This is a genomic window from Pseudaminobacter sp. Soil_N_29 (genome assembly GCF_057656055.1).
The window spans coordinates 84,372-108,770 of record NZ_JBDGLC010000008.1; the positions used below are offsets into that span (position 1 = coordinate 84,372).

27 protein-coding genes are annotated in these 24,399 nt (G+C 66.0%); 18 read left to right on the top strand and 9 right to left on the bottom strand.

The annotated features are described in order from the left end of the window. The first annotated feature begins 38 nt into the window (after positions 1-38). From ruvC to ruvB, 5 genes are all read left to right on the top strand, one after another. Positions 39-551 (top strand): crossover junction endodeoxyribonuclease RuvC, encoded by a 513-nt coding sequence (gene ruvC, locus AC3A4H_RS18060; protein ID WP_348778971.1) that lies wholly within the window; start codon positions 39-41, stop codon positions 549-551. Between the two features lie 61 nt (positions 552-612). Then, a complete protein-coding gene (locus tag AC3A4H_RS18065) occupies positions 613-876 on the top strand; it encodes an AbrB/MazE/SpoVT family DNA-binding domain-containing protein (RefSeq protein WP_487767937.1) in 264 nt (87 codons plus the stop codon). Next, entirely contained in the window at positions 854-1,288 is a 435-nt protein-coding gene (locus AC3A4H_RS18070) for a type II toxin-antitoxin system VapC family toxin (protein ID WP_487767938.1), read from the top strand. The genes AC3A4H_RS18065 and AC3A4H_RS18070 overlap by 23 nt, the downstream gene beginning before the upstream one ends. Next, positions 1,289-1,909, top strand: coding sequence for a Holliday junction branch migration protein RuvA (gene ruvA / locus AC3A4H_RS18075; protein WP_348778974.1), 621 nt, complete (start codon positions 1,289-1,291; stop codon positions 1,907-1,909). A gap of 43 nt (positions 1,910-1,952) precedes the next feature. Beyond that, positions 1,953-2,990 (top strand): Holliday junction branch migration DNA helicase RuvB, encoded by a 1,038-nt coding sequence (gene ruvB / locus AC3A4H_RS18080; RefSeq protein ID WP_487767939.1) that lies wholly within the window; start codon positions 1,953-1,955, stop codon positions 2,988-2,990. Positions 2,991-3,049: 59 nt separating this feature from the next. Here ruvB and AC3A4H_RS18085 read toward each other — a convergent pair whose 3' ends face one another. Beyond that, positions 3,050-4,315 (bottom strand): glycoside hydrolase family 5 protein, encoded by a 1,266-nt coding sequence (locus AC3A4H_RS18085; protein ID WP_487767940.1) that lies wholly within the window; start codon positions 4,313-4,315, stop codon positions 3,050-3,052. Positions 4,316-4,383: 68 nt separating this feature from the next. Between AC3A4H_RS18085 and ybgC the strand changes: the two genes are divergently transcribed. Next, positions 4,384-4,851 (top strand): tol-pal system-associated acyl-CoA thioesterase, encoded by a 468-nt coding sequence (gene ybgC / locus AC3A4H_RS18090; RefSeq protein ID WP_487767941.1) that lies wholly within the window; start codon positions 4,384-4,386, stop codon positions 4,849-4,851. Positions 4,852-4,861: 10 nt separating this feature from the next. Here the strand turns inward: ybgC and AC3A4H_RS18095 are convergent, their stop codons facing one another. After that, positions 4,862-5,560, bottom strand: coding sequence for an HAD family hydrolase (locus tag AC3A4H_RS18095; RefSeq protein WP_348778978.1), 699 nt, complete (start codon positions 5,558-5,560; stop codon positions 4,862-4,864). A 160-nt stretch (positions 5,561-5,720) separates the two neighbouring features. On the opposite strand from AC3A4H_RS18095, the gene AC3A4H_RS18100 reads away from it, so the two are divergent. Continuing rightward, positions 5,721-6,488 carry a class II aldolase and adducin N-terminal domain-containing protein gene (locus AC3A4H_RS18100; RefSeq protein WP_487767942.1) on the top strand — a complete coding sequence of 256 codons (768 nt, stop codon included), beginning with the start codon at positions 5,721-5,723 and terminating at the stop codon, positions 6,486-6,488. A 22-nt stretch (positions 6,489-6,510) separates the two neighbouring features. Here the strand turns inward: AC3A4H_RS18100 and AC3A4H_RS18105 are convergent, their stop codons facing one another. Then, entirely contained in the window at positions 6,511-7,146 is a 636-nt protein-coding gene (locus AC3A4H_RS18105) for an HAD family hydrolase (protein WP_487767943.1), read from the bottom strand. A 147-nt stretch (positions 7,147-7,293) separates the two neighbouring features. Then, on the bottom strand, positions 7,294-7,839 hold the full coding sequence (locus AC3A4H_RS18110) for a peroxiredoxin (protein WP_348778981.1): 546 nt from the start codon (positions 7,837-7,839) through the stop codon (positions 7,294-7,296). 246 nt (positions 7,840-8,085) lie between these two features. Between AC3A4H_RS18110 and AC3A4H_RS18115 the strand changes: the two genes are divergently transcribed. Beyond that, entirely contained in the window at positions 8,086-8,568 is a 483-nt protein-coding gene (locus AC3A4H_RS18115; protein ID WP_487767944.1) for a hypothetical protein, read from the top strand. A gap of 42 nt (positions 8,569-8,610) precedes the next feature. Here the strand turns inward: AC3A4H_RS18115 and AC3A4H_RS18120 are convergent, their stop codons facing one another. Beyond that, positions 8,611-8,862 carry a DUF1272 domain-containing protein gene (locus AC3A4H_RS18120; RefSeq protein WP_487767945.1) on the bottom strand — a complete coding sequence of 84 codons (252 nt, stop codon included), beginning with the start codon at positions 8,860-8,862 and terminating at the stop codon, positions 8,611-8,613. 250 nt (positions 8,863-9,112) lie between these two features. Here AC3A4H_RS18120 and AC3A4H_RS18125 point away from each other — a divergent pair, with 250 nt between their 5' ends. The 3 genes from AC3A4H_RS18125 (at position 9,113) to AC3A4H_RS18135 (ending at position 11,398) form a co-directional block, all read left to right on the top strand. Then, positions 9,113-9,367, top strand: coding sequence for an acyl carrier protein (locus AC3A4H_RS18125; RefSeq protein WP_487767946.1), 255 nt, complete (start codon positions 9,113-9,115; stop codon positions 9,365-9,367). 1 nt (position 9,368) lies between these two features. Further along, complete coding sequence (locus AC3A4H_RS18130; RefSeq protein WP_487767947.1) at positions 9,369-10,580, top strand: beta-ketoacyl-[acyl-carrier-protein] synthase family protein; 1,212 nt, start codon at positions 9,369-9,371, stop codon at positions 10,578-10,580. A gap of 113 nt (positions 10,581-10,693) precedes the next feature. After that, positions 10,694-11,398 carry a glutathione S-transferase family protein gene (locus tag AC3A4H_RS18135; RefSeq protein WP_487767948.1) on the top strand — a complete coding sequence of 235 codons (705 nt, stop codon included), beginning with the start codon at positions 10,694-10,696 and terminating at the stop codon, positions 11,396-11,398. 49 nt (positions 11,399-11,447) lie between these two features. Here AC3A4H_RS18135 and AC3A4H_RS18140 read toward each other — a convergent pair whose 3' ends face one another. Continuing rightward, the gene (locus AC3A4H_RS18140) at positions 11,448-12,080 is read right to left on the bottom strand and encodes a nucleoside triphosphate hydrolase (protein WP_487767949.1); all 633 of its coding nucleotides are present in this window, start codon (positions 12,078-12,080) and stop codon (positions 11,448-11,450) included. Positions 12,081-12,292: 212 nt separating this feature from the next. Between AC3A4H_RS18140 and AC3A4H_RS18145 the strand changes: the two genes are divergently transcribed. Beyond that, on the top strand, positions 12,293-13,240 hold the full coding sequence (locus tag AC3A4H_RS18145) for a D-alanyl-D-alanine carboxypeptidase family protein (RefSeq protein ID WP_487767950.1): 948 nt from the start codon (positions 12,293-12,295) through the stop codon (positions 13,238-13,240). A 17-nt stretch (positions 13,241-13,257) separates the two neighbouring features. Here AC3A4H_RS18145 and AC3A4H_RS18150 read toward each other — a convergent pair whose 3' ends face one another. Genes AC3A4H_RS18150 through AC3A4H_RS18160 form a run of 3 tightly spaced genes read right to left on the bottom strand, consistent with a single transcriptional unit; the run spans position 13,258 to position 18,574 of the window. Further along, entirely contained in the window at positions 13,258-16,338 is a 3,081-nt protein-coding gene (locus AC3A4H_RS18150) for an efflux RND transporter permease subunit (RefSeq protein WP_487767951.1), read from the bottom strand. Beyond that, positions 16,335-17,411: an efflux RND transporter periplasmic adaptor subunit gene (locus AC3A4H_RS18155; RefSeq protein ID WP_487767952.1), complete on the bottom strand. Its 1,077-nt coding sequence runs from the start codon at positions 17,409-17,411 to the stop codon at positions 16,335-16,337. Before AC3A4H_RS18155 ends, AC3A4H_RS18150 begins: the two co-directional genes overlap by 4 nt. Continuing rightward, positions 17,408-18,574: an efflux RND transporter periplasmic adaptor subunit gene (locus tag AC3A4H_RS18160; protein ID WP_487767953.1), complete on the bottom strand. Its 1,167-nt coding sequence runs from the start codon at positions 18,572-18,574 to the stop codon at positions 17,408-17,410. Before AC3A4H_RS18160 ends, AC3A4H_RS18155 begins: the two co-directional genes overlap by 4 nt. A 260-nt stretch (positions 18,575-18,834) precedes the next feature. Between AC3A4H_RS18160 and AC3A4H_RS18165 the strand changes: the two genes are divergently transcribed. The 6 genes from AC3A4H_RS18165 (at position 18,835) to AC3A4H_RS18190 (ending at position 24,370) form a co-directional block, all read left to right on the top strand. After that, a complete protein-coding gene (locus tag AC3A4H_RS18165; protein ID WP_487767954.1) occupies positions 18,835-19,305 on the top strand; it encodes a CAP domain-containing protein in 471 nt (156 codons plus the stop codon). 111 nt (positions 19,306-19,416) lie between these two features. Then, entirely contained in the window at positions 19,417-20,136 is a 720-nt protein-coding gene (locus AC3A4H_RS18170; RefSeq protein WP_487767955.1) for a fumarylacetoacetate hydrolase family protein, read from the top strand. A gap of 124 nt (positions 20,137-20,260) precedes the next feature. Continuing rightward, entirely contained in the window at positions 20,261-20,989 is a 729-nt protein-coding gene (locus AC3A4H_RS18175) for a GntR family transcriptional regulator (RefSeq protein ID WP_487768106.1), read from the top strand. Between the two features lie 565 nt (positions 20,990-21,554). Further along, positions 21,555-22,694 (top strand): aminotransferase class V-fold PLP-dependent enzyme, encoded by a 1,140-nt coding sequence (locus AC3A4H_RS18180; RefSeq protein WP_487767956.1) that lies wholly within the window; start codon positions 21,555-21,557, stop codon positions 22,692-22,694. Between the two features lie 102 nt (positions 22,695-22,796). Continuing rightward, positions 22,797-23,588, top strand: a complete 792-nt coding sequence (locus AC3A4H_RS18185; RefSeq protein ID WP_487767957.1) for an ABC transporter substrate-binding protein — start codon at positions 22,797-22,799, stop codon at positions 23,586-23,588. A gap of 104 nt (positions 23,589-23,692) precedes the next feature. Further along, positions 23,693-24,370: an amino acid ABC transporter permease gene (locus AC3A4H_RS18190; protein WP_348778993.1), complete on the top strand. Its 678-nt coding sequence runs from the start codon at positions 23,693-23,695 to the stop codon at positions 24,368-24,370. Positions 24,371-24,399: the final 29 nt, after the last annotated feature.

A 24,399-nucleotide genomic window follows, 5' to 3' on the forward strand; every position in this document is an offset into this window, starting at 1 on the left:
ATTCTGGCACATCGCGGCGACGGAGGTACAGTCGTCACATGAACCAGGCGATTCGCATCATCGGTATAGACCCGGGGCTTCGGCGCACCGGCTGGGGCATTGTCGAATCGCTCGGCAATTCGCTGCGATTCGTCGCCGCCGGAACCGTGCGCTCCGACGACAAGGCCACCCTGGCCAGCCGGCTCTGCCAGTTGCATGACGGGCTGGCGGAGGTGCTGCACAGCCAGATGCCGCATGAGGCGGCGGTCGAGATCACCTTCGCCAACAAGGACGCCACCGCCACCATCAAGCTCGGCCAGGCGCGCGGCATCGCCATGCTGGTGCCGGCCCGCGCCGGACTGCCTGTCGCCGAATATGCGCCCAATGCCGTCAAGAAGGCGGTGATCGGCGTCGGTCATGGCGACAAGAAGCAGATCCAGATGATGGTGAAGGTGCTGATGCCCAAGGCCGTCTTCGACGGCGCCGATTCGGCCGACGCGCTCGCCATCGCCATCTGCCATGCCCACCACCGCCAGAGCGTGACCTCGCGCCTTGCCGCGCTGGCCGGCTGATCTTCCGATGTTCTTGACTTGTTCTGGTATCGCGGGTAAGTAATACCGCAGAGGTATTACCATGCGCGTCACCGAAAAAGGCCAGGTCACCATCCCGAAGGAAATTCGCGACCGACTGGGCATCGGCCCCGGCAGCGAGGTCGATTTCGTGGAGCGTGATTCCGTCGTGGTGCTGGAGAAGCGGGCGGCATCGGCCGGGCAGAGGGAGCAGACCTTCGAGGAATGGGCCGCAAGCGTAGCAGGCACTTTCGACACCATGGGGATGGACGGAAAGGCCTATGTCGACTGGCTGCGGGGATCGCGTGAAGATCTCGACCCTCATTGACACCAATGTCCTGATCGACGTGCTCGGCCCGGCGGAGCTGGAAACGCGGCGCTGGTCGCTGGTGGCCCTGAAGCGGGTGCTTGCCGAAGGGCCCGTTGTTTTCAGCGCCATCGTCTGGGCCGAACTGTCAAAACCAACGCTCGGCGAGGAGGCGCTGTCGCGCGCATTTGCCTGGCTGCAGCCTGTACGTGAGGACTTTCCTTTCAATGCCGCTTTCTCGGCCGGTGCCGCCCACACGCTTTATCGCCTCCGTGGCGGAAAGCGGGAAAGAACATTACCCGATTTCCTCATCGGCGCGCACGCGGCTGTTGCAGGCCATCGCCTGCTGACGCGCGATCCGGGCCGCTATCGTTCCTACTTCCCTAGTCTCAACATATTGAGCCCCGAAACCTATCCGCTGGAGAACGACTAGATGATCGGCAAGCTCAAGGGCACGGTGGACGAGATCGCCGACGACCACTGCGTCATTGATGTCCATGGCGTCGGCTATGTCGCCTATTGCTCGTCGCGCACGCTGGCCACCCTGCCGGGGCCGGGCGAGGCGGTGGTGCTGTTCACCGAGACCTATGTGCGCGAGGACATGATCCGCCTCTACGGCTTCCAGACCGCGCTGGAGCGCGAATGGTTCCGCCTGCTGCAGGCCAATGTGCCGGGCGTGGGCGCCAAGGTGGCGCTGGCGGTATTGTCGACGTTGAGCCCGAGCGATCTCGCCAATGCGATCGCGCTGCGCGACATCGCCATGGTCAGCCGCGCGCCGGGCGTGGGCAAGAAGGTGGCTGAGCGTATCGTCACCGAGCTGAAGAACAAGGCGCCTGCCTTCGCAGGCGAAGCTTCCGGCACCATCGGCCTCAAGCAGGAGCTGGGCGAGGGCGTCGCGGCCGCTCCGATCGCCGATGCAGTCTCGGCGCTGGTCAATCTCGGCTATTCGCGCGACATTGCCGCCAATGCCGTCTCAGCGGCGCTGAAGACGGCGGGCGAGGAAGCGGATTCGTCAAAGCTCATTCGCCTCGGCCTGAAGGAGCTGGCGCGGTGAGGCCCGGCTTGCCCGAGCGCTGCCGCCATGCGAGGAGGGGCGCATGAACACCGAAGCCCGTCTCATCTCGGCCGACAAGCGCGGCGAGGACGTCGATTCGACGCTGCGCCCGCAAAGCCTCGACGAATTCGTCGGCCAGGCGGCCGCGCGCGCCAACCTGAAGATCTTCATCGAGGCGGCCAAGGGGCGCGGAGAGGCGCTCGACCATGTGCTGTTCGTCGGCCCGCCCGGGCTGGGCAAGACCACGCTGGCGCAGATCATGGCGCGCGAGCTCGGCGTCAATTTCCGCTCCACCTCCGGCCCGGTCATCGCCAAGGCGGGCGACCTCGCGGCGCTGCTCACCAATCTGGAAGAGCGCGACGTGCTCTTCATCGACGAGATCCATCGCCTCAGCCCGGCGGTGGAAGAAATCCTCTATCCGGCGATGGAGGACTATCAGCTCGACCTCATCATCGGCGAGGGGCCGGCGGCGCGCTCGGTCAAGATCGACCTGGCAAAATTTACGCTGGTCGCGGCCACCACCCGTCTCGGCCTGCTCACCAACCCGCTGCGCGACCGTTTCGGCATCCCGGTCCGGCTCAATTTCTACACCGTCGAGGAGCTGGAGCTGATCGTGCGGCGCGGCGCGCGCATCCTTGGCCTGCCGATGGGCGACGACGGCGCTGTCGAGATCGCGCGGCGCTCGCGCGGCACGCCGCGCATTGCCGGCCGCCTGCTGCGGCGCGTGCGCGACTTCGCCACCGTGGCCGGTGCCGATATCGTCAACCGCAGGATCGCCGACGAGGCATTGTCCCGACTTGAGGTCGACGCGCTCGGGCTCGACCAACTCGACCGTCGCTATCTCTCCATGATTGCGATGAATTTCGGCGGCGGCCCTGTCGGCATCGAAACCATCGCCGCCGGCCTGTCGGAACCGCGCGACGCCATCGAGGACATCATCGAGCCCTATCTGATCCAGCAAGGCTTTATCCAGCGCACGCCGCGCGGGCGCATACTGACGGCGAATGCCTGGAAGCATCTTGGACTGGAGGCGCCAAGGGATGTGGCGCAGCAGCAGATCGGGCTGTTTCAGGAAGAATAGCCACGCAACGCTGTTTTTGCGCGCAAAAAGCGCCTCCCAAAGCGCTTGGGGGGGTGTCTCTAGCGTCCCAGCCCTTTCACCACCTCAAGGACAGCCGGCTCGGCCCTTCGCCCGTCGAACTCGTCGACGACGCCGAACGCGCCGCCATAGCCCCAGATCGCCCAGGCAAAACCGCGGCGCTCGGCCCGCCCGATCATGTCGCGCACATAGGCGGCGCGGTCGTCGGCCGGCATCACATACGGGTTGCCGTATTCCTGGCGGATCATGCCGAACTCGCCGAGGAATATGTTCTCCGGCTTTACGCGATGGACCCGCGCCCATTTTTCCACGGCCCGGAACGGCGCCTCCATGAGCTTCTCCAGTTTCTTCGGCGTATTCATGGTGGCGACCTGCTCGTCCAGATAGGCCAGCATGCCGGCCCGCCGCGTCCATGGCGCTTCGGCCTTGATCGTCTTGCGGATGCGCGCCAGCGTGGCGCGCAACTCCGCAGGTTGCGCACCGTGCAGCGGGAAGGGCAGGCCGGTCACGTAGCGGATGAAGTCGCCCGCCCAGGTGGCGCCCTGATGCGTCAGCAGGAAGGGCTCGTAGGAATGGAAGGTCCAGATGACGTTGTCGTCGGGAACCTTTGCCGGGTCGACGCTCGCCAGCGCCTCTGCACTCGAATAGCAGCCGCCGCTCAGCACAATGGTCAGGCTCGGGGCGGAGGCGCGGGCCGCGGCAAACAACCGCTGCAGTCTGTCGGGCCACAGCCTGGTCCTGCCCGCCTTGCAGTCGATCACGGGTTCGTTCATCGGCTCGAAGGCCACCAGCGCGGGGTCTTCCTTCGCAAGCAGCCGCGCCATCTGCCGCACCAGTTCGACATAGGCGTCAAACAGTTTCGGGTCGCTCATCACTTCGTCCATGCCGATCGCGCGGCTGCTGCCGGCCGGCACCAGGTGCATGTCCACCACCACCTTCAGCCCAGCAGCATTTACCATGCGAACGGACTGCAGCGCCGAGGCGAACAGTTTTTCTCGCAGCGGCAAGGTCCTGTCGGAAAGGAAGGGCGCGGGGTCCACGGGCATGCGCACGAAGTCGAACCCGGTTTGCTTCAACAGCTTGAGGTCGGCGGCCCCTTCGGTCTTGCGCCATTCGGGAAAGGGCAGGATGGCTTTCTCGTCGCCCCAGAGGCTTTCGTCGGGCCATGTGGTCCAGATGTCGAGGTTCATGCCGCGTTTCATGGAAAAGCTGGCTGCCTGCGCCGCCATTCCCGTCGCCGCCATCAACGCCAGCGCCACCAGCATTGCCCTGAGTGCCGCCGCCAGCAATGTCGTCCGGCTCGCCATCTCGTTCCCCCCTCGACGCGGCCAGTTTCGCACGATACCTGTCGGCTTGATAGCGAAAGGAACGCACGATGGACGAGCATGGTGAACGCGAAAGGTTGACGGCAGGCATAGCCGGCGAGCTGACGCCGTTCGGCCACCGCCTCATGGCGCGGGTCTATTATGCCGACACAGATTTCTCCGGCGTCGTCTATCACGCCCGCTACCTGGAGTTCTTCGAGCGCGGCCGCTCCGATTTCCTGCGGCTGGCCGGCGTGCACCACACCGAGCTGGCCGACGGCAAGCATGGCGAAAAGCTGGTCTGGATCGTTCGCCGGATGGAGATCGATTTTCGCGCGCCCGCCCGCATCGATGACATCCTCACTGTCGACACGCGCACGGAAGAGATTTCCGGCGCGCGCATCCGCATGGCGCAGCAGTTGAAGCGCGACGACGAGGTGCTGGTGGAAGCCAAGGTCGAGGCGGCGATCATTGGCGAAAATGGCCGCCCGCGTCGTTTCCCGCGCGAGTGGATCGAAGCCTTCATGCCGCGCGGCTGAGCGGCGGGCGCTACCGGGGCCGGCCTGGCGCCATGGATGCGGGCTCAAAATCCGATCGCGAAAATCGCAGAACGTCGCCGATGCGATCGACCGCCATGTCGGGCGCGGGGTCCAGCGCAAGGTTTGCGGCCTCGGCCGCATAGTGGCCCTGGCGCACGAACACGGTGGTGAGACAGTCGGCGAGCCGGCGCTTCATTGCGGCAAGCAGTTGCGGCTTGTCGTCCAACATCACGTAGCGCCGCGCCGGAAAGTGCCGCAGCACCACGTCCAGCATGCGCTCCTTGTGCAGATACACCAGCACACGGCCGTCCACCGCGTCCCAAAGGCCGGAGCGCCAGATCTTGTGCGGCTGGAACACGATGTCGCCGTCCGAAAGCACGATCGCCCCGCCCATGGAGCGCAGGTGGCGCACCACGGCGAGCGCGTGCGGGTAAAGCCTCTCCGCGAAGGGGTAGTCGAGCAGGAATTGCGACGTCTTGAGCAGGTTCAGCTCGTCCGTGTTGTGAAGCCGAAACGTCTGCAGCGCGCCGAGGTAGTCGGCATAGCCGAGCCTCTCGCGCCGTTCGTCGTAAATGCGCCAATAGCGCTCGCGCTCCTGCCTGCCGAACGCCTGCTCCAGCCGGGCCGTGAGGTCGGCGGCGAAACGGTCGTTGTCGAGCAGCGTGTCGTCGACATCGATCATGAACAGGAATTCGTCGGGGTCCGCCACGGCTGTTCTCGGTTCCTAGGCCTTTCGCACCGAACGCGCGCTGCGGTCGAACGTTCCAAGCGGGATGGACCAGCCGGCGGCAGCGCTTGAGACAGCGGCGATTCCGGTTGCCTGGCAAGCGCGCGGAAGGCATCCTTCCCTCAACAAGAAGGGGAATGCCATGACCGTCACGCATCTGTCGGCCAAGAGCCGCACCAACCTGCCTTACTACGAAGAGCGCGTCGATCTCGCCTGCGCCTTCCGCTGGACCGCCCGGCTCAACATGCACGAGGCCGTCGCCAACCATTTCTCGCTGGCGGTCAACGATGACGGGTCGCAGTTTCTGATGAACCCGAACCAGATGCATTTCTCGCGCATCAAGGCCAGCGACCTGCTGTTGATCGACGCCAACGATCCCGAGACGATGAACCGGCCCGATGCGCCGGACCCGACCGCCTGGGGCCTGCATGGCGCCGTCCACCGCAATTGCCCACATGCGCGCTGCGTGCTGCACGTGCATTCCATCCATGCCACCGTGCTGGCCTCGCTGGCCGATTCCCGGCTGCCGCCCATCGACCAGAACTCGGCGATGTTCTTCAACCGCCATGTCGTCGACGAGCACTATGGCGGGCTGGCCTTCGAGGAGGAGGGCGAGCGCTGCTCCGCGCTGCTGGCCGATCCCAAGGTGCGGGTCATGGTCATGGGCAACCATGGCGTCATGGTCATCGGCAAGACCGTCGCCGAGGCGTTCAACCAGCTCTATTATTTCGAGCGCGCCGCCGAAACCTACATCAAAGCGCTTTGGACCGGCCGGCCGCTGCGCGTGCTTTCCGATGAAATCGCCGAGAAGACCGCCAGTGAGATGGACGACTATCCCGGCCAGGCCGAACGCCATCTGGCCGAGTTGAAGGCGATCCTGGACGAGCAGGAGCCTGCTTACAGGAACTGATGGGGCTTCACGCCGCCCGCGTTCACTCCACGCCGAGGTGGGCCCGCAGCTCCTCCAGGCTTGAGACGTGGATCGCGCCGGGCGGCGTCTCCATTGGCTGCTGCGGCCAGAACAGGGTGCGCATGCCGGCCGCCACGCCGGCGGTCGCGCCGGCATGGCTATCCTCCACCACATAGGTTTCGGCCGGATCGATGCCGGTCAGCCATGCCGCGCGTAGAAAGGCTTCGGGGTCGGGCTTGCCGTTGCGCACGTCGTTGCGGGTCACGCTTTTCAGGCCCGGCCGGTCCACCCCGATCACGCGCAGATTGGCTTCCACGATCAGTCGGTCGGAGTTCGACACCACAGCCAGCGGCACGCCCTGGGCGCGCAGGTCGCGATAGACCTCCACCGCGCCCGCCCGCGGCTTCAGCGTGGCGATGTGCTCCATGTAGTAGACGTATTTGCGCAGGATCCAGTCGTCGAAGGGCAGCTTCAGGCCGAACTCGTCGCGCAGCATCTCGTAGACCGGCACGGCGGCAATGCCCACCACGCGGTCATGCAGGTCGTCCGGCGGGGTGATGCCGAGGCTCTTCAGCACCGTCGTCAGCGCCCGCTCGTGCAGGGGCTCGCTGTCGATCAGCGTTCCGTCCATGTCCCAGTAAACGGCTTTCGGCATCATGCGGAAGATCCTTTCGGGAAGGTCATATCGGGTTTGGCGCTGTAGATAAACCGCGGCCGGGCCACGCAACCGCCGGGGGAAGCCGGAAAGAAAAACCCCGGCGCGCGGGTCGCGGCCGGGGTTCTATGCATGAAAATGCGTGGCCTATCAGGCGGCTTCAGCGACGTCGTCGTTCTTCAGCGCCTCGAGGATGTTCTGCGGCGAGGAGGCGCCGTACGGATCGCTCTCGCAATTGTCGGAGTAGCCCTCTTCCTCGAACCACTTCTCGACCTGGCCGTTGTTGATCACGGCGGCATAGCGCCAGGAGCGCATGCCGAAGCCGAGATTGTCCTTGGCCACCAGCATGCCCATCTTGCGGGTGAATTCGCCCGAGCCGTCGGGAATGAGCTTGACGTTCTCGAGGTTCTGCGACTTGCCCCAGGCGTTCATGACGAAGGCGTCATTGACCGAGATGCAGTAGATCTCGTCGATGCCCTGTTCCTTGAATTCGCCGTACAGCTTCTCGAAGTCCGGAAGCTGGAAGGTCGAGCAGGTCGGCGTGAAGGCGCCCGGCAGCGAGAACAGGATGACGCGCTTGCCGTCGAAGTAGTCGGCCGAGGTCTTGTCTTCCCAGCGGAAGGGGTTCGGGCCGCCGATCGATTCGTCGCGCACGCGCGTGCGGAAGGTAACGGAAGGGACTTTTTTCCCGATCATGAACGCTCTCCTTGTGGTGGGGTGGCCCGCGCCTTGAGCAAGGGGGCCTTGAAACTTCGCGAGGCCGAAAAATAGCGATTGGCCGATTCCTGTCCAGCGCCGACGGCGTGGCATCGAGTCGCGGTCCACAGCCGGCCCGATCTATCGGCCAGAGCCTCCAGGGGCGGTCAAATCCGCCGCGCAGGGGAACCCGTCTGCGGCCCGCTCGTTTGGTTCACGGGGCGGTTTTTCGCAAGAGGATGAACGATGACGACGCGGACACCGCGCGAGATATTCTGGACGACCGGCCTGGCCACGCTCGGATGCGCCCTCATCGCCGGGCAGGCGCCGGCCGCAGAGCGGCTGGAAAACAAGAAGGTGCTGGACTCGATCATCGGCTCCCAGGTTCAGCAGGAGCAGAAGCGTGCCGAAGCCGATCCGGGCCGCATCATCGCGGCGATCGAGAACGCTGCCGGCGCCGCCAGCGAGGTGCGCAAGACCTCAAGCCTGGAAAAGGTGGATATCGTGTTCCTGCTGGATGCCGCCGAAGGCAGGCTGCCGCCGAAGGTCGACGCCAGCGTCAGGCAGCATCAGAAGCAAATCACCGAGCTGCGCCAGGAACTGGAAGGCAACGCCATGCTCTACCACGCCATCGATTCGCATTCCGTCCTGATGCGCGACGTCATCGCGGTCGAATTCGACGGCCACAAGAGCGTGATCATCTACGCCGCCGCGCGGCCTTCGAAATGACGCCGGCTCGCGGCTTCGGGCAGCCGCCCTCGGTCGGCGCTTTCACGACGCCTTGCGGCCGCAGCCTTCGGGGTTGAGCACCCTGCGCGTCGAAGCCGGGTATTTTATCAGCATGGCTGCCGGGCGGATGGGCCTTGGCGTGAAGTTGCCACCGCAATTGGGGCAGACCCCGGCCAACGCGTCGTCGACGCATGAAGCGCAGAAGGTGCATTCGAAGGTGCAGATCAACGCATCCTGCGCGTCAGGCGGCAGGTCCTTGTCGCAGCATTCGCAATTCGGGCGCAGTTCAAGCATCTCAGATCCTTCCCGCATGCGGCCATTTCCCGCTTCAGCAGGATGGCCTGCCTGCTGATCTGCGGCAAGATAAAAGCATCGTCTCAGTCGAGCCGACAGGTCTCCTGCCGATACGGCAAATCAATAAGATAAACACTTGCTTCTTGCTGTCATCTGTCGAAGGCGGGCATGGTTGAAATTGACCGTTGCGAAGCAAGGTCGATGATGCGACGTTCCCACTACAGGCGTCCGCATGTTTGGGAGAGGCGGAATGACAGATCAGCTTGCGAAGGAAATCATCGACAAGATCAAGGACCATGCAGAGATGAATGGCGGCGAGGTAACGGCGGAGACCGAGCTCAACGCATTGGGCATACATTCTCTGGAGCTGACGGAGATAATCTTCGACCTGGAAGAGGCCTACGGCATCGAGATCGAGATGAACACCGTCGAAGCCTGGAGCAACCTGAAGAATGTCGGCGACATGGTCGCCGCCGTGCGCGAACTGATCGGCGCCCAGGCCTGATATGGCCCGTTCCCGCATCGTCATCACCGGGCTCGGCGGCCTGTGCGGTCTCGGAACCAGCGCCCCTGCCATCTGGGAAGCCATGCGTGCTGGACGCTCCGGCATCGGCGAGATCACTACCGCGCCGCTGTACGAACTCAAGGTGCGTGTAGGTGCGGAAATCAGGCAACTGCCCGAACACGGCATCGACAAGAAGCGCCTGGTCACCATGGATCGCTACAGCCTGCTGGCCATCCTGGCTGCCGGCGAAGCCATCGCCCAGGCGGGTGTGAGGGTCGACGAAGGCAATTCAGCGCGCATCGGCGCGGCCATCGGCACCGGCATCTTCGGTGCCGAAACCATCGAGGACAACTATCGCGGCCTGTTCCTGGAAGGGCGCTCGCGCGCCAATGTCTTTGCCGTGCCGCGCATCATGCCCGGCGCACCGGCCGGCCAGGTCAGCATGGCGCATGGGCTGCGCGGCCCCGTCTTCGGCGTCACCTCGGCCTGCGCCTCGTCCAACCACGCCATTGCTCTTGCCGCCGACCAGCTTCGCCTCGGCCGCGCCGATATCATGGTCGCCGGCGGCACCGATGCGCCGCTGGCCTATGGCGTGCTCAAGGGCTGGGAGGCGCTGCGCGCGCTCGCCCGGGAGACCTGCCGGCCGTTCTCGGCCGACCGCGACGGCCTGGTGATCGGCGAGGGTGCGGGGGTGGCGGTGCTTGAAACCTACGAGCATGCGGTCGCGCGCGGCGCCACCATCCTGGCCGAGCTTGCCGGCTCGGGCATGTCGGCCGACGCTTCCGACATCGTCTCCCCCACCGTGGAAGGGCCGGCTGCGGCCATGCAGGCCTGTCTTGCCGAGGCCGGCTTGCGCCCCGAGGAGGTCGACTACGTCAACGCCCACGGCACCGGCACCAAGGCCAATGACGAGATCGAGACGGCGGCGATCCGCCGCGTCTTCGGTGCCCATGCCGACCGGCTTTCGGTGTCTTCCACCAAGTCGATGCACGCCCATTGCATGGGTGCCTCGGGCGGGCTGGAAATGATCGCCTGCGTCATGGCCATCCGCGAGGGGCTGGTGCCGCCAACGGCCAATTTCCGCGAGAAGGATGCCGCCTGCGATCTGGACGTCACGCCCAATGTCGCGCGCTCGCGCGAAGTTCGCGCCGCCATCAGCAACGGCTTTGCCTTCGGCGGCACCAATGCGGTGCTGGCCTTCCGCGCGGTCTGAGGCGAGCTGACGCGGAAAGGGCGACTGCTGCCCCATTGATCGGTCGGGCCCAGAGCCCTACCTGCGTCGGAACGCGTTCATTCTCTTTTCCGCGAGCCGACAAGGACTTTTTGATGTCAGACCTTTCCTCCTTCCCGATCACCACCCGTTGGCCAGCCGCGCATCCCGATAGGCTTCAGCTCTACTCCTATCCCACGCCCAACGGCGTGAAGGTGTCGATCGCACTCGAGGAGATGGGGCTGCCCTACGAGGCACACGCGGTCGACATCGGCAAGGACGAGTCGTGGACGCCGGAATTTCTGTCGCTCAACCCCAACGGCAAGATCCCGGCCATCATCGATCCCGATGGTCCCGGCGGCAAGCCCATCGGCCTGTTCGAATCGGGTGCCATCCTGCTCTATCTCTCCGACAAGACCGGCAAGCTGGTACCGGCCGATCCGGCGCGGCGCTACGAGACGATCCAGTGGGTCTTCTTCCAGATGGCGGGCATCGGGCCGATGTTCGGCCAGCTCGGCTTCTTCCACAAATTCGCCGGCCGCTCCATCGAGGACAAGCGCCCCCTGCAGCGCTACCGCGACGAGTCGAGGCGTCTCCTCGGCGTGCTCGACAAGCGCCTGGAAGGCCGCCAGTGGATCATGGATGACGACTTCACCATCGCCGACGTGTCGCTGCTCGGCTGGGTGCGAAACCTGATCGGCTTCTACGGGGCCCGTGAACTGGTCGAGTTCGACCGCTTCGCCAACGTCGCGGCCTGGCTCGAGCGCGGCCTGGCGCGTCCGGCCGTCAAGCGCGGGCTGGAGATCCCGGCGCGGAGCTGATTCCGGCCTCCGGTCGGCCGAGCGGAGCGGCGGTGAAGGGGGTAGCCGCCTACGCCTCCGTCAGCGTGACGCTCTGCACCACCAGGTCGGCGGGGCGCCGCTTCTGCATCACCCGCTCGATGTTTGGCAGGTCGTTGGAGGCGATCCAGTCGCGCGCCTCCTGGTCCGACTTGCCGTGCTCGCGCCAGCGCTGCATCAGCCGCCGCTCCAGCTCGTTGCGCGGCAGGTCGAGGTAGATGGCATAGTCGAAATAGGGGCCGAGCTGGTTCCATGGCGGCTCGTCGAGCAACAGGTAGTTGCCCTCCACCAGCACGAACTTCACGTCGCTGTCGATGATCGAGGCGCCGGCCCGCGAAAGCTCCATGCCGCGGTCGAACACCGGCACCGCGATCTCAGCCTCCTGCGAGCGGATGCGGTGCAGCAGGGAAACGAAACCGGCATAGTCGAATGTCTCCGGCGCCCCCTTGCGCGAGCGCAAGCCGCGCTTGTGCAGGATCACGTCGTCAAAATGGAACCCGTCCATCTGCACGATGGCGGCGGAACCTACGGGAAACAGGTCGAGGAGATGGTGGGACAGGGTGGATTTGCCCGAGCCGGGTGCCCCGGCAATGGCAATCACAAAGCGCTTGCTCTTGCCGGCGCGCTTGAAGATCGTGGCGGCGATGGTCGCGATCTCGGACATGGGGCCTCCCCTTGCGTTTGCGACAGACCGGGAAAATACCACTTCCCGGGTCGCAACAACAATGCGATCCCCCGGTGCAAGTTCCCGCCCGCGGTCACGCCATACTGGTCACGTCGCTCTTTAAGGGAGCGGAAACCGGATTTGCGATAATTTTACCGAAGCTGTAACGCAGGTCGCGAATGCGGTTCTCGGTCCCGGATCAGGTAGTTTTCTTGCGCGTCGTTTCTTTCCTTCGTCCCGCCTCGCTTGCAAAGGCGGCATGTCTGGCCATCGGCCTTGCCCTCATGGCCGGCTGCACCACCACCAGCACGCTGGGCACTGTCGAGGCGCCTCGGCCGGCGGGCGATTCGGCCCGCCACGCAGCCATGGTGGTCGACGGCAACAACGGAAAGGTGCTCTACCAGGCCAATGCCGAGGCGCAGCGTTATCCCGCATCCCTGACCAAGATGATGACGCTCTACATGACCTTCGAGGCCATCGAGGCCGGCCGCTTGACGAAATCGACGCAAATCCCGGTCTCGGCGCATGCTGCATCGCGCCCACCCACCAAGATCGGCTTCCGGCCGGGCCAGACCATCGACGTGGATACGGCGATCCATGCGCTGGCGGTCAAATCCGCCAACGATGTCGCGGTCGCGCTCGGCGAGGCGCTGGGCGGCACGGAAGAGCGCTTCGCCGAGATGATGACCGCCAAGGCGCGCCAGCTAGGCATGCGCAACACCGTGTTCCGCAACGCTTCCGGCCTGCCGGACGAGCGGCAGACGACAACCGCGCGCGACATGGTGGTGCTGGGGCTGGCGCTGCGCAACCGCTTCCCCCAGCATTACGGCTATTTCGGCGCCCGCTCCTTCGACTTTCGCGGCAAGACGATCCGCGGCCACAACGACCTGATCGGCCGCGTCGAGGGCGTCGACGGCATCAAGACCGGCTATATCCGCGCCTCCGGCTTCAACATAGTCACCTCGGTCAATTCCGAGGGGCGCAAGCTGGTGGTCGTGGTCATGGGGGGCGACACCGCCCGCAGCCGCAATGCCGAGGTCGAGCAACTGATCGAACGCTATCTGCCGCAGGCCAGCCGCGGCCCGGTTCCGGTCGCCGCCCCCGCGGCGGCCACAGCGATGATGGACGATCCCTCCCGCCCGCAGGCGCTGGTGCAGTAGCCAGGCCCGAAGTCCCCTTATGCCGGTGTGCCGGCCTGTGAATTCGCGGCGTCGCCAGCCTCCGGCTCCTTGATGCGGAACCAGGCGACGTAGAGCGCCGGCAGGAACAGCAGCGTGATTGCCGTGCCGGCGATAATGCCGCCCATCATGGCATAGGCCATCGGCCCCCAGAACACCTCGCGGGCGATGGGGATCAGCGCCAGGCTGGCCGCCGCCGCCGTCAGCGCGATTGGCCGCATCCGGTGCTCGGTCGCCTCGATCACCGCCGTCCAGCGGTCGCGGCCCTCGCGCACCAGGTCCTCGATCTGCACGATGAGGATGACCGAGTTGCGGATCAGGATGCCGATCAGCGCCAGCACGCCCAGAATTGCCACGAAGCCGAGCGGCGCGCCGCTGGGCAGCAGCGCCGCCACCACGCCGATCAGCCCCAGCGGCGCCACCGCCACCACCAGGAACAGCCGCTGGAAGCTCTGCAGCTGGATCATCAGGATGGTGGCCATGATGAACAGCATCAGCGGCACCACGGCAATGATCGGCGCCTGGCTCTTGGCGCTTTCCTCTTCCGAGCCGCCGATCGCCACCGCATAGCCGTCGGGCAGCTTGTCGGCGAAGGCCTTCACCGCCGGTGCAAGCTGGCGCGCCAGGGTCGCCGGCAGCGAGTGGTCGGCAATGCCCGCGCGTACGGTGATGGTGGGAATGCGGTCGCGCCGCCAGATCGTCGGCTGCTCCATGTCGTAGCGGAAGTTCGCCACCGCCGCGAGCGGGATCGATTCGCCGGTTCCGGTCGGTATCTGCAGGCTCTGCAGCGTCTCCACCGAACCGCGTTCCATCTCGCGCGAGCGCGCCACCACATTGACGAGATAGGTCGCATCCCGCACCTGGGTGATGGTGCTGCCGCCCACCACGCTGTTCATGGCGCTGGCGATATCCTGCGAGGTGATGCCGAGCTGGCGCGCCTTGTCCTGCAGCACATCCACCTTCAGCACCTGCGCCGGCTCGTTCCAGTCGAAGGTCGGGGGCTGGAGATGCGGATTGTTTCCGATCACGCCGGCGAATGCCAGCGCCAGCGAGCGCAGCGTCTGGATGTCGGGACCGCTGACGCGGTACTGCACCGGCCGGCCCACGGGAGGGCCGAGTTCCAGCAGCTTCACATAGGTGTCGATGCCGACGAATTCCTCGCGCAGCGTCTTCTCGATGGCAGCCCTGACCCTGTCGCGCGCCTCCACGCTCCTGGTCACGATCACGATCTGGCCGAAATAGGGGTTGGCCGGCTGCACGTCGAAGGCCAGCACGAAGCGCACCGCGCCCTGGCCCACATAGGAGCTCCAGTGCTCGATGTCCGGGTTGCCGGCCAGCGCGATCTTCTCGAAGCGAGCGATCTGCGCGTTGGTTTCGGCAATCGAGCTGTTCTGCTGCAGGTTCCAGTCGACGACCAGCTCCGGCCGGTCGGAGGAAGGGAAGAATTGCTGCTGGACGAAGCCCAGCCCCACCAGCGATGCGGCAAACACCACCACCGTGGCGGCGATGGTCAGCCAGCGCCGGCGCACCGAGGCGCGCAGAAGCCGCGAAAAGGCGGTAGCCACGCGACCGGGCCTTTCTTCGTGCTTCTTCATGGTGGCGGGCAGCAGGGTGACGCCCAGCAGCGGCGCGAAAAGCACCGCCACGATCCACGACAGCACCAGCGAAACCGCGATCACGACGAACAGCGTGTAGGTGTATTCGCCGGCGGCACTGCTGTTGAGCCCGATCGGGATGAAGCCCGCCACCGTCACCAGCGTGCCAGTCAGCATCGGGAAGGCGGTGGAGGTGTAGACATAGGTCGCCGCCTTGCGCAGCGAATCCCCCACCTCCAGCCGCGCAACCATCATCTCCACCGCGATCATGGCGTCGTCGACCAGAAGCCCCAGCGCGATGATCAGCGCGCCCAGCGACACACGCTGCAGCGAGATGCCCATATAGGCCATGGTCAGGAAGGTAATGGCCAGCACCAGCGGGATCGAGAACGCCACCACCAGCCCGGCCCGCAGCCCGAGGCTGACGAAGCTGACGATCAGCACGATCGCCACCGCCTCGAACAGGGCGCGGGTGAAGCCGGAAACCGCCTCCTCCACGATCACCGGCTGGTCGGCAACCAGATGGATGCCGACGCCGATCGGCAGATCGGCTGTCACCTTGTCCATCTCCTCGCGCAATGCCTGGCCGAAATCGAGCAGGTTGGCGTTGGGCTTCATGCCGATTGCAAGGCCGATCGCCTCCTGCCCGTTGACCCGGAACAGCGAGGTGGGCGGGTCCGTATAGCCGCGCACGATGGTGGCCACGTCGCTCAGCCGGAAGAAGCGGTCGTTGACGCGCAGGTTGATCGCCTTGAGGCTTTCTTCCGAGGTGAACTGGCCGGTCACGCGCACGCTGATGCGCTCCGGCCCGGCCTGGATCACGCCCGAGGGGGTGATGGCGTTCTGTGCCTGCAGGCTCTGGATGATCGCCTGCTGGTTGAGGCCGAGCGCGGCTATCTCGCGGGTGGAGAACTCCAGGTAGATCGCCTCGTCCTGCGCGCCGATCAGTTCCACCTTGCCGGCATTGGGCACGGTCAGCACGCGCGAGCGCACCATCTCGACATAGTCGCGCAACTGGCGCAGCGTCAGCCCGTCGGCGGTGAAGGCATAGATATTGCCGAAGACGTCGCCGAAGCGGTCGTTGAAGAACGGCCCCTGCACGCCGTCGGGGAACGTTGCGCGTATGTCGTTGATCATGTTGCGCACCCGCACCCAGGTCGGCTCGACGTCGCGGGCCCTGGTGGTGGGCTTCAGGTTGACGAAGATGATCGTCTTGCCGGCGGTGGTGACGCTGCGGGTGAAGTCGAGGCTGTCCAGCTCCTCGAGCTTCTTCTCGATGCGATCGGTGACTTGGCTGATGGTTTCCTCGACCGATGCTCCCGGCCAGTTGGCCTGGATGAGCATGGTCTTGATGGTGAAGGAGGGGTCTTCCTCGCGGCCGAGATGCAGGTAGGAGAAGACGCCGGCCACCACGAAGACCAGCATGAAGTACCAGACCAGCGAGCGGTGGGCCAGCGCCCAGTCGGAGAGGTTGAAGCCCTTCACTGCGACGCTCCCTCCGGTATCCGCACTTTCTGGCCCTCGCTCAGGCTATGCACGCCCGCCGTCACCACGCGGGTGCCGGCGGTCAGGCCGCCGGTCACCACGACACGGTCCTCGATCCTGGCGCCTGCCTCGATCTCGCGCAGCGACACCGTCGAGGATTGCGGGTCGACCACCCAGACGGCGCTCTTGCCGTCCTTTTCCAGTAGCGCCGTCAGCGGCAGCACGATCGATGGTCTAGCACGTGCCGCCAGCCGCGCCGTCGTCGTCGCGCCCAGCCGGAACGCGGCGGGCGGGTCGATCAGGGTCAGGCGCACGCGCCGCGTCCTGGTGGTGCTTTCGGCTAGCGGCGCGATCTCGCGCACCTTGCCTTCCGCGTGGATGGAGGGTTGCGATTGTAGCACCACCTCGAAAGGCGCGCCCACCTGCAATTCGTTGGCCAGCGCCTCCGGAATATCGAATACCGCTTCCCTCAGGTCGGAGCGGGCCACCGTCACCACCATCTGCCCGGCCGAAACGGTCTGGCCCACCTCTGCGCCCACCGCGGTGACGACGCCGTCGAAATCCGAGAACAGGCGCGAGTAGCCGAGCTGCTCCTGCGCCTTGCGAAGGTCGGCGCGGGCGCGTTCCAGGTTGGCCTGGGCGGCGTCGCGGGATTGGCGCGCCGAGTCGTAAACGGCTTGCGAGGTGTTGCCGCTGGCCAGCAGCGCGCGCTGGCGCTCTTCGCTCGCGGCCGCATTGGCCTGCTGCGCCTCGGCGCTGGAAAGGTCGGCGCGGGCAGCCTGAAGCGAGAGCTCAAGCGCCACGGGGTCAAGGGCCGCCAGCGTCTGTCCTTTTTTGACCAGGTCGCCCACCTGGGCGCTGCGTGCCACCAGCCGGCCCAGAATGCGGAAGGAAAGACTGGCGCTGACCTGCGGCTGGATCGTTCCGACAAAGCCCTGGGTCTGGGCAGCGCGCGGCTCGATCAGCATGGAAAGAACCGGGCGCACGATTTCCGGCTGCTGCTCCGGTTCCTTCGAGCAGCCGCCAAGGGCTGCCAGAATGCCTGCGGCAAGGAGGAGGCGAGGGAGCGTCATCGGGCTTGCTCCGCGATCTCCACCGGCTGGCCCGGCCGCAAAAGCTGGGCACCGGCCGTGACCACCTGCTGGCCCTGCTCCAGCCCCTTGTCGATGACGAGGTTGCCGTCGCTGTAGGCACGGATGCCCACCGGCGTCATCGCCACCTGTCGCGTGCCCGGATCGATGAGCCACACCGCCGGCTTGCCGTCGATGGAGGCCAGAGCCTGCCAGGGCAGCATCACCGCCCTGTGCGGGTGCGCCCGTATGGTGCCGGTCACGGCCGCGCCCAGCTGCATGGCGGACGGCGTCCTGGGTATGCCCACCTTCACCCGCACCGCGGCCTGGCTCACCACAGGCGACACTTCGCGCACTTGGCCGGTGGCCTTGATCTCGGGGTTCGAGATCAGGGTGATCGTCACCGGCGGCACTTCCGTGGCGTTGACCACCAGGCTCTCCTGCACGTCGAACACCGCGTCGCGGTCGCCGTCCTCGGCCACGGTGAACACCGTTTGCGCTGCCTGCACCACTTGGCCGGTCTCGACATCGCGTGCGGTGACTATTCCCGCCGCGCCAGCGCGCAGTTCGGTGAAGGAAAGGCTCTCGCGCGCATCGGCGAGCTGGCTTTGCGAGGCCTGGACGGAGGCTTGCGCCGTGCGCAGGCTCTGCTCAGCCTGGTCGTAGTCGCGCCGGGTGGTGAAGCCTTGCGCCAGCAGCGTCTTCTGCCGGTCGAACGCGGCGGTGGCCTGGCGGGCCTGCGCCTGCGCCGCCGTCAGATTGGCCTCGGCGGCCTTGAAGTCCGATTCCTGCGCCTGCGGGTCGAGCCTGGCCAGCACCATGTCCTTCTCGACGTGCTGGCCGACATCCACCAGCCGTTCGGCCACGCGCCCGCCGACCCGAAACGAAAGGTTGTTCAGCGTCTGCGCCGCGATCACGCCGGTCAGCGAGAGGGCGGGGGTATAATCGCTGAACTCGACCGTCTGGGCCCGCACCCTGACCAGTTGCGGCTCCGCCGCCTGTTCCTGCTTCTGGCAGCCGGCGATCAGGACGGTGCAAAGTGCCGCCGCGCAAAGGCCGCTCGGCCTGCGCCAGTGGGCGCCGGCCGGCGAAACCGCATGAGGGGGGCAAGAGCTGGGCGGCAAGGATGCGAGGCTTTCCGGCGAGAAAAGCGCACTGTCCTTCATTGCTTCCCCTCCGCCATCCGTTTCGCGGTGCGGCCCCCCTCCGCAACTCGGCGCGTCCGGAAATCCGAACCGCCGGCAAAAGCTAGCATCTTTGTGTACATGTGCAAGATTGGGCCGCATGGCGCCTGTAGGGCCGTGCCCGCGTTGTCCGCGTCTGCGGGCACATTCTTGACGAGATTGCGCGCCAAACGAACTTTCCGGCCTGCAGTCGCCCAAGCGGCGCCCGAGGCCGCAGTCAGACCGAAGGGTGGACACCAGACGTGACGAAGGGTTTTTTCAAGGGCGCAGCGCTCTGCGCCATCTTGTTTCTTGCCGCGTGCCAGACGGCGCGCACGCCGGGCGAGGGGGGCGTCGCCTCCACTTCGGCCTATGGCTATCTGGCCGAAATCCGAAAGGCCAACGGTCTCGGCAAGCTGGAGGCCGATGCCAGGCTTGAGCGGGCGGCGCTGCAGCAGGCCGGCTACATGGCACGCGCCGGGCGCATGGCTCACACAACCGGCCGGGGCAAGGATTTTGCCGCGCGCATGCGCGACAATGGCGTGGAGGGTGCGGCGGCCGAGAATGTCGCCGTGGGCCGGATGGAGATGGGAAAGCTGTTCGACATGTGGATGAACTCTACGGGCCATCGCCGCAACATGCTCGATCCGCGCTTCAGCCGCTTCGGCCTTGCCTATGTGCGCGCCGGCGACGGCAGCGACCAGAAATACTGGGCGCTGGTGGTCGGCAGATAGCGCCGGCCGCTTCGGTTCCGCTGGAATTGCTCGCCGAAGCGGGCTAATCCCAAGCATCGGCGGTGTCGTGCGGCCAGATCGGCCGCACCCCGCAAATGGCAGGAGCCAAGCGTGGCAAGAGTGTTCGATCCGCCTCCGGCGACCTTTCTCAAGACGGTGGGCGGCGACGATTATCCCGTGCGCCGGGTGTTCTGCATCGGCCGCAACTATGCCGCCCATGCCCGCGAGATGGGCAAGGATCCCGACCGCGAGCCGCCATTCTTCTTCACCAAATGGGCCGAGATGGTGGTGAACGCCGACCCGGCCGACGCCTGCCACATCGCCTATCCGCCCGAGACCTCGAGCTACCATTTCGAGGTCGAGCTCGTCGTGGCTCTCGGCGCCCCGGCCTTCCGCGTCGATCCCGAGGCGGCGCTGACAAAAATCTGGGGCTATGCCGTCGGCCTCGACATGACCCGGCGCGACCTGCAGTCGGCCGCCAAGGACCTCGGTCGCCCGTGGGACGTCGCCAAGAACGTCGAACAGTCCGCGCCAACCGGCCGCCTCGTGCCAGCCGCGCAAGCGGCTGCTGCCGGCTTCGATCCGGCGCGTGGCCGCATCGCGCTATCGGTCGATGGCGCGACGAAACAGGAAGGCGACCTGGCCGAGATGATCTGGCCGGTGGGCGATGTCATCGCGCACATTTCGCGCTTCTACCGGCTGGAAGCAGGCGACCTCATCTTCACCGGCACGCCCGCGGGCGTCGGCGCGGTGGTGCCTGGCAATGGGCTGCGGGGAGAGATCGCCGGCCTGCCGCCGCTTGCCGTCACCATCGGTGAGCCGGCGAGCTGATCCATCAACATCGCTTGGCGCGGCCGCCGATCTGTGATCAGATGATCATAGGGTGCGGAATCGTTGCACCGGTTGCGGCCCTGCCCAGCATAGCCGAGGCCGGGGCGGAGGGTAAAAAATGGCGATGGATTTGGGCTTCGAGCCGGTGGCGAGCCGCATGACCGTGCAGGACGGCGTCTACCAGCAGCTTCGCCATGCGCTGATGATCGGCCGTTTCGACCCGTCGCAGACCCTCACCATCGCCTCGCTGGCCGAGGCCTTCGGCACCAGCAACATGCCGGTGCGCGAGGCGCTGCGCCGGCTGGCGGCGGAAAACGCGCTCGAAATCGCCCCCAACGGCTCGGCCTGCGTGCCGCCCGTCACCCGCGCCCGGCTCGACGACCTGTGCCGCGCGCGCGTGGCCGTCGAGGGCCTTGCCGCCGAGCTTGGCGCCCCACGTCTGACCCCGGCCGACATTGCCACGCTGGAGCAGATCGTGGCCGAGCAGCAGGATATCGGCCGCAACGACAGCATCTACGACCTGATCAGCAAGAACCAGCAGTTCCACTTCATCATCTACCGTGCCTCCGGTTCGGACGTGCTGTTCCAGCTCATCGAAACGCTATGGCTGCGCTTCGGCCCCTATATGCGGCTTCTGTCGCATCACGTCGCGCCTTCCATGAAGGCCGGCACCATGGAGCCTTCCGGCCAGCACCGGGCAGTGATCGACGCCCTCAAGGCGCGCGACTTCGCCCGCGTCCGCGACGCGGTGATCGCCGACATCGAGGCAACGCAGGAAACCCTGCGCGGCATTTGCCCGGAGGGAGCGGATGCAAAATCCGTGGATTTTTCGAGCATTGGCAAGGCGTCCTAGGGCGGCGTCTATTCGCGCTGAACCCGGCAGAAGCGCCGGGTCGCTGTGGCAGCCTTAGCCGGACTGCCGGTTGAGAGTCCGAGACATGGGTCCCCGGAACCTCCGCCCTTCGCTTCGCTCGTGCTCCGGCCCGAGGACGACGGAAGGAGGGCCATGCCCCATTTGGAGGTCCCCGACAGCTCCCGGTCTACCGACAGCGAAAGTTGCGTGCCGGCCATCACCAACTCCGTCATTCCCGACCTCGTGAGCGAGTGAAACGAGCGGAGAGTGTCGGGAATCCATGCCTCGACGCTGCTGCAGCCAGGGGCGTCTCCGAAAGATCGCCACCACGCCTCAATTTGGTTGAGAGTCCGAGGCATGGATCCGCGGAACCTCCGCCCTTCGCTCGCGCTCCGGGACGACGGAGAACGGGAAGGCTGCCGCCGCTCTCCGTTCTGGCCTTGTGAGCGAGGGAGGCGAGCTCTCCCACGAACACCGGACCCGGGTTGTCGGAAAATTGTTCGCCCCGCCTCGTTGATCCCGACCCCGTTTTGTGATCACATGATCACAAGCCGAGGGGGAGAGCATGGCTGGCTATTTTCTTTATCATTCCATCGGGACCTTTCCGGGCAAGGCCGAGGCCATGGCCGCTGCCCTGTCGGCCTTTTCGGAGATCTGGTCGGCCGAGGACGACGGCCAGTGGCCGGCCGCAATGGCCGCGCGGCAGCGTTTCGTCGACACATGGCGCATGCTGATCGACGCGCCCGCGGGCTCGCTGACCACGGCGGAAAACGTCACCACGGCCCTCTACAGCCTCATTGGCGGGCTGCCGAAGGCGCATCTGGAAGGCCGCCGCTTCCTCGTCGCCGGCGACTGCTTTCCGAGCCTGCATTTCCTGCTGGCAAAACTTGCCGAGCGATTCGGTTTCGTGCTCGACACCGTGCCGCTGCGCCCCGGCGAGACCTGGGTGCGTGACGAAGACGTCATCGCACGCTGGCAGGAGGACGTCGGCGTGGCGCTGCTCACCTTCGTCACCTCCACCGCCTCGCACCGCTGCGATGTCGCCCGCCTTGCCGAGCATGGCAGGCGCATGGGCACGCTGGTGGGGGTCGACATCACCCAGGGCGTCGGCGTGGCGCCCTTCACGGTCAGCGCCACCGGCGTCGACTTCGTCGTCTCCTCCTCGCTGAAATGGCTGTGCGGCACGTCCGGCGCCGGCGTCCTGCAGGTGCGGCCCGAACTGCTCGCGACCTGCGAGCCCGAGTTGCGCGGCTGGTTCAGCCAGGAGAATCCATTTTCCTGGGATCTCGACAAATTCGCCTACGCCTCGGATGTCCGCCGCTTCGACCACGGCACGCCGGCGATCCTCGCCAGCGTCGCCTCGCTGCCGGGGCTGGAATGGGTGATGCGCACCGGCGTCGATGCCGTCCGCGCGCGCAATCTGGTGCTCACCGGGCGCATCATCGAGCGCGCGCTGGAAAACGGCTGGTCGGTGGCCTCGCCGATTGACGAGCGGCAGCGCGGCGGCAGCGTCATGCTGGCCTTGCCCGAGGGCGTGGAGGCGGCCCGGGTGGTGTCGGAACTGCGCAGCGAAAAACTCTACTGCGATGCGCGCGGCTCGACCCTCAGGCTTTCGCCCGGCATGGTCACCAGCGACGAGGCGGTCGAGAGGCTGTTGCAGGGCCTTGAACAGAGAATTGGTTTGCGCGGCAGCCGCGCTTCCTAGGGAGGAATTCAGGCATCGCCCGCCTGCAGCGCCCGGTCGACTGGGCGCTGAAAGGGGTGGAAAAAGCGCCACGTGGTGTGGCCGAACAAAAAGGGAGTGAAAATGCTCAAGCGTCTGGGACTAATGGGAATAATGGTGGCGGCCGGCTTTGCCTTCACGGCGCCGACCTTCGCCGACACGATCACGGTCGGCTCCTATCCGGCCAATCCGCCATGGGAATACAAGACCGAGGCCGGCGACTTCGAGGGCTATGAGGTGGACGTCGCCCGCGAGGTCGGCAAGCGTCTGGGCATGGACGTCGAATTCCAGGACATGGGCTTCCAGGCCCTGTTCGCCGGCACCAGCTCGGGCCGCATCGACTTCGCCATCTCGTCGATCTCGATCACCAATGAGCGCCTGCAGAACCAGTCCTTCACGCAGCCCTACTATGACAGCGACGGCACCGTCGTCGGCAAGGCCGATTCCACCGTTGCCTCGCTGGACGACCTGAAGGGCAAGACCATCGGCGTCGTCGCCGCCACCACCGGCGAAGCCTGGGCCAAGGAGAACGCCGAGAAGCTCGGCATCGCCGAGGTCAAGAGCTACGCTTCGCAGCAGGACCTGCTGCTCGAGGTGCAGAACGGCCGCATCGAGGGCGGCGCGGGCGAGCTCGCCGGCTTCCAATATGCCATGACCAAGATCCCGGGCCTGAAGATCCTGGTCCGCATCCCCACCGGCGAGCGCTTCGCCATGATGGCCAAGAAAGACCACCCGCTGGTCGAGAAGGCCAGCGAGGCGATCTCGGCCATGAAGGAAGACGGCACCATGGCCGCGATCCACAAGAAGTGGTTCGAGGCCGATCCGGAAGCCGGCACCAGCACCGTCACGGTCATGCCGCTGCCAAAGGCGGAATGATCCATATCGGAGCGTCGGCGCCATTGCGCCGGCGCTCCTGTCACATCCGCTGCGCTCCCGCCGCCTGGCGGCAGCGAAGGTTCCTCAAGATACGGGCCCGGTCCATGGAACTGATCAACACCTTCTTCAACTGGGACGTCCTGGTCAGGTCCTTCCCGATCCTGCTGCGCGGGCTCGGCAACACCATTCTGCTCGGCTGCGCCAGCATCTTCTTCGGCTGCATCGCCGGCCTGCTCGTCTGCCTGGGCCGGCTCTACGGGCCACGCCCGGTCAGGGCGGCGGCGGTGCTCTATGTCGACATCTTTCGGGCCCTGCCGATCCTGGTGGTGCTGATCCTGATCTATTATGCGCTGCCTTTCGTCGGCATCCGCCTGTCCTCCTTCGCCTCGGCCACGATCGCGCTGTCGATGGTGCTTGCCGCCTTCACGGCCGAAGTTTGCCGCGCCGGCATCGAAAACATTCCTCGCGGCCAGTTCGAGGCGGCGGCAGCCCTTGGCCTGCCTTTCTGGCTGGCGCTGCGCAAGGTGGTGCTGCCGCAGGCGCTGCGCGTCGTCATTCCGCCGCTCACCTCCAACTGCGTCTCGGTCTACAAGGACACCGCGCTCGCCTCGGTCGTGGCCATGCCCGACCTGTTGAAGCAGGCCACCGACGCGCAGGCGCTGATGGCCAATCCCACCCCGCTCATCGGCGCGGCTATCATCTACCTGGCCTTCCTGTGGCCGCTGGTGCGCCTCGTCAGCCACCTCGAGGCTCGGGGTAAGCGGGCCTACGGGCGGGCCTGACCTCTCCATCTCATGCAAAACCCGGCGGC

What these genes read in the sequence shown, in the direction of transcription:
- AC3A4H_RS18110 (WP_348778981.1), bottom strand. Translation starts at nt 7,839, where the DNA reads ATGATCGGGAAAAAAGTCCCTTCCGTTACCTTCCGCACGCGCGTGCGC.
- AC3A4H_RS18185 (WP_487767957.1), top strand. Translation starts at nt 22,797, where the DNA reads ATGCTCAAGCGTCTGGGACTAATGGGAATAATGGTGGCGGCCGGCTTT.
- AC3A4H_RS18180 (WP_487767956.1), top strand. Translation starts at nt 21,555, where the DNA reads ATGGCTGGCTATTTTCTTTATCATTCCATCGGGACCTTTCCGGGCAAG.
- AC3A4H_RS18160 (WP_487767953.1), bottom strand. Translation starts at nt 18,574, where the DNA reads ATGAAGGACAGTGCGCTTTTCTCGCCGGAAAGCCTCGCATCCTTGCCG.
- AC3A4H_RS18125 (WP_487767946.1), top strand. Translation starts at nt 9,113, where the DNA reads ATGACAGATCAGCTTGCGAAGGAAATCATCGACAAGATCAAGGACCAT.
- AC3A4H_RS18130 (WP_487767947.1), top strand. Translation starts at nt 9,369, where the DNA reads ATGGCCCGTTCCCGCATCGTCATCACCGGGCTCGGCGGCCTGTGCGGT.
- ybgC (WP_487767941.1), top strand. Translation starts at nt 4,384, where the DNA reads ATGGACGAGCATGGTGAACGCGAAAGGTTGACGGCAGGCATAGCCGGC.
- ruvA (WP_348778974.1), top strand. Translation starts at nt 1,289, where the DNA reads ATGATCGGCAAGCTCAAGGGCACGGTGGACGAGATCGCCGACGACCAC.
- AC3A4H_RS18140 (WP_487767949.1), bottom strand. Translation starts at nt 12,080, where the DNA reads ATGTCCGAGATCGCGACCATCGCCGCCACGATCTTCAAGCGCGCCGGC.
- AC3A4H_RS18115 (WP_487767944.1), top strand. Translation starts at nt 8,086, where the DNA reads ATGACGACGCGGACACCGCGCGAGATATTCTGGACGACCGGCCTGGCC.
- AC3A4H_RS18085 (WP_487767940.1), bottom strand. Translation starts at nt 4,315, where the DNA reads ATGGCGAGCCGGACGACATTGCTGGCGGCGGCACTCAGGGCAATGCTG.
- AC3A4H_RS18190 (WP_348778993.1), top strand. Translation starts at nt 23,693, where the DNA reads ATGGAACTGATCAACACCTTCTTCAACTGGGACGTCCTGGTCAGGTCC.
- ruvB (WP_487767939.1), top strand. Translation starts at nt 1,953, where the DNA reads ATGAACACCGAAGCCCGTCTCATCTCGGCCGACAAGCGCGGCGAGGAC.
- AC3A4H_RS18105 (WP_487767943.1), bottom strand. Translation starts at nt 7,146, where the DNA reads ATGATGCCGAAAGCCGTTTACTGGGACATGGACGGAACGCTGATCGAC.
- AC3A4H_RS18135 (WP_487767948.1), top strand. Translation starts at nt 10,694, where the DNA reads ATGTCAGACCTTTCCTCCTTCCCGATCACCACCCGTTGGCCAGCCGCG.
- ruvC (WP_348778971.1), top strand. Translation starts at nt 39, where the DNA reads ATGAACCAGGCGATTCGCATCATCGGTATAGACCCGGGGCTTCGGCGC.
- AC3A4H_RS18065 (WP_487767937.1), top strand. Translation starts at nt 613, where the DNA reads ATGCGCGTCACCGAAAAAGGCCAGGTCACCATCCCGAAGGAAATTCGC.
- AC3A4H_RS18175 (WP_487768106.1), top strand. Translation starts at nt 20,261, where the DNA reads ATGGATTTGGGCTTCGAGCCGGTGGCGAGCCGCATGACCGTGCAGGAC.
- AC3A4H_RS18155 (WP_487767952.1), bottom strand. Translation starts at nt 17,411, where the DNA reads ATGACGCTCCCTCGCCTCCTCCTTGCCGCAGGCATTCTGGCAGCCCTT.
- AC3A4H_RS18100 (WP_487767942.1), top strand. Translation starts at nt 5,721, where the DNA reads ATGACCGTCACGCATCTGTCGGCCAAGAGCCGCACCAACCTGCCTTAC.
- AC3A4H_RS18120 (WP_487767945.1), bottom strand. Translation starts at nt 8,862, where the DNA reads ATGCTTGAACTGCGCCCGAATTGCGAATGCTGCGACAAGGACCTGCCG.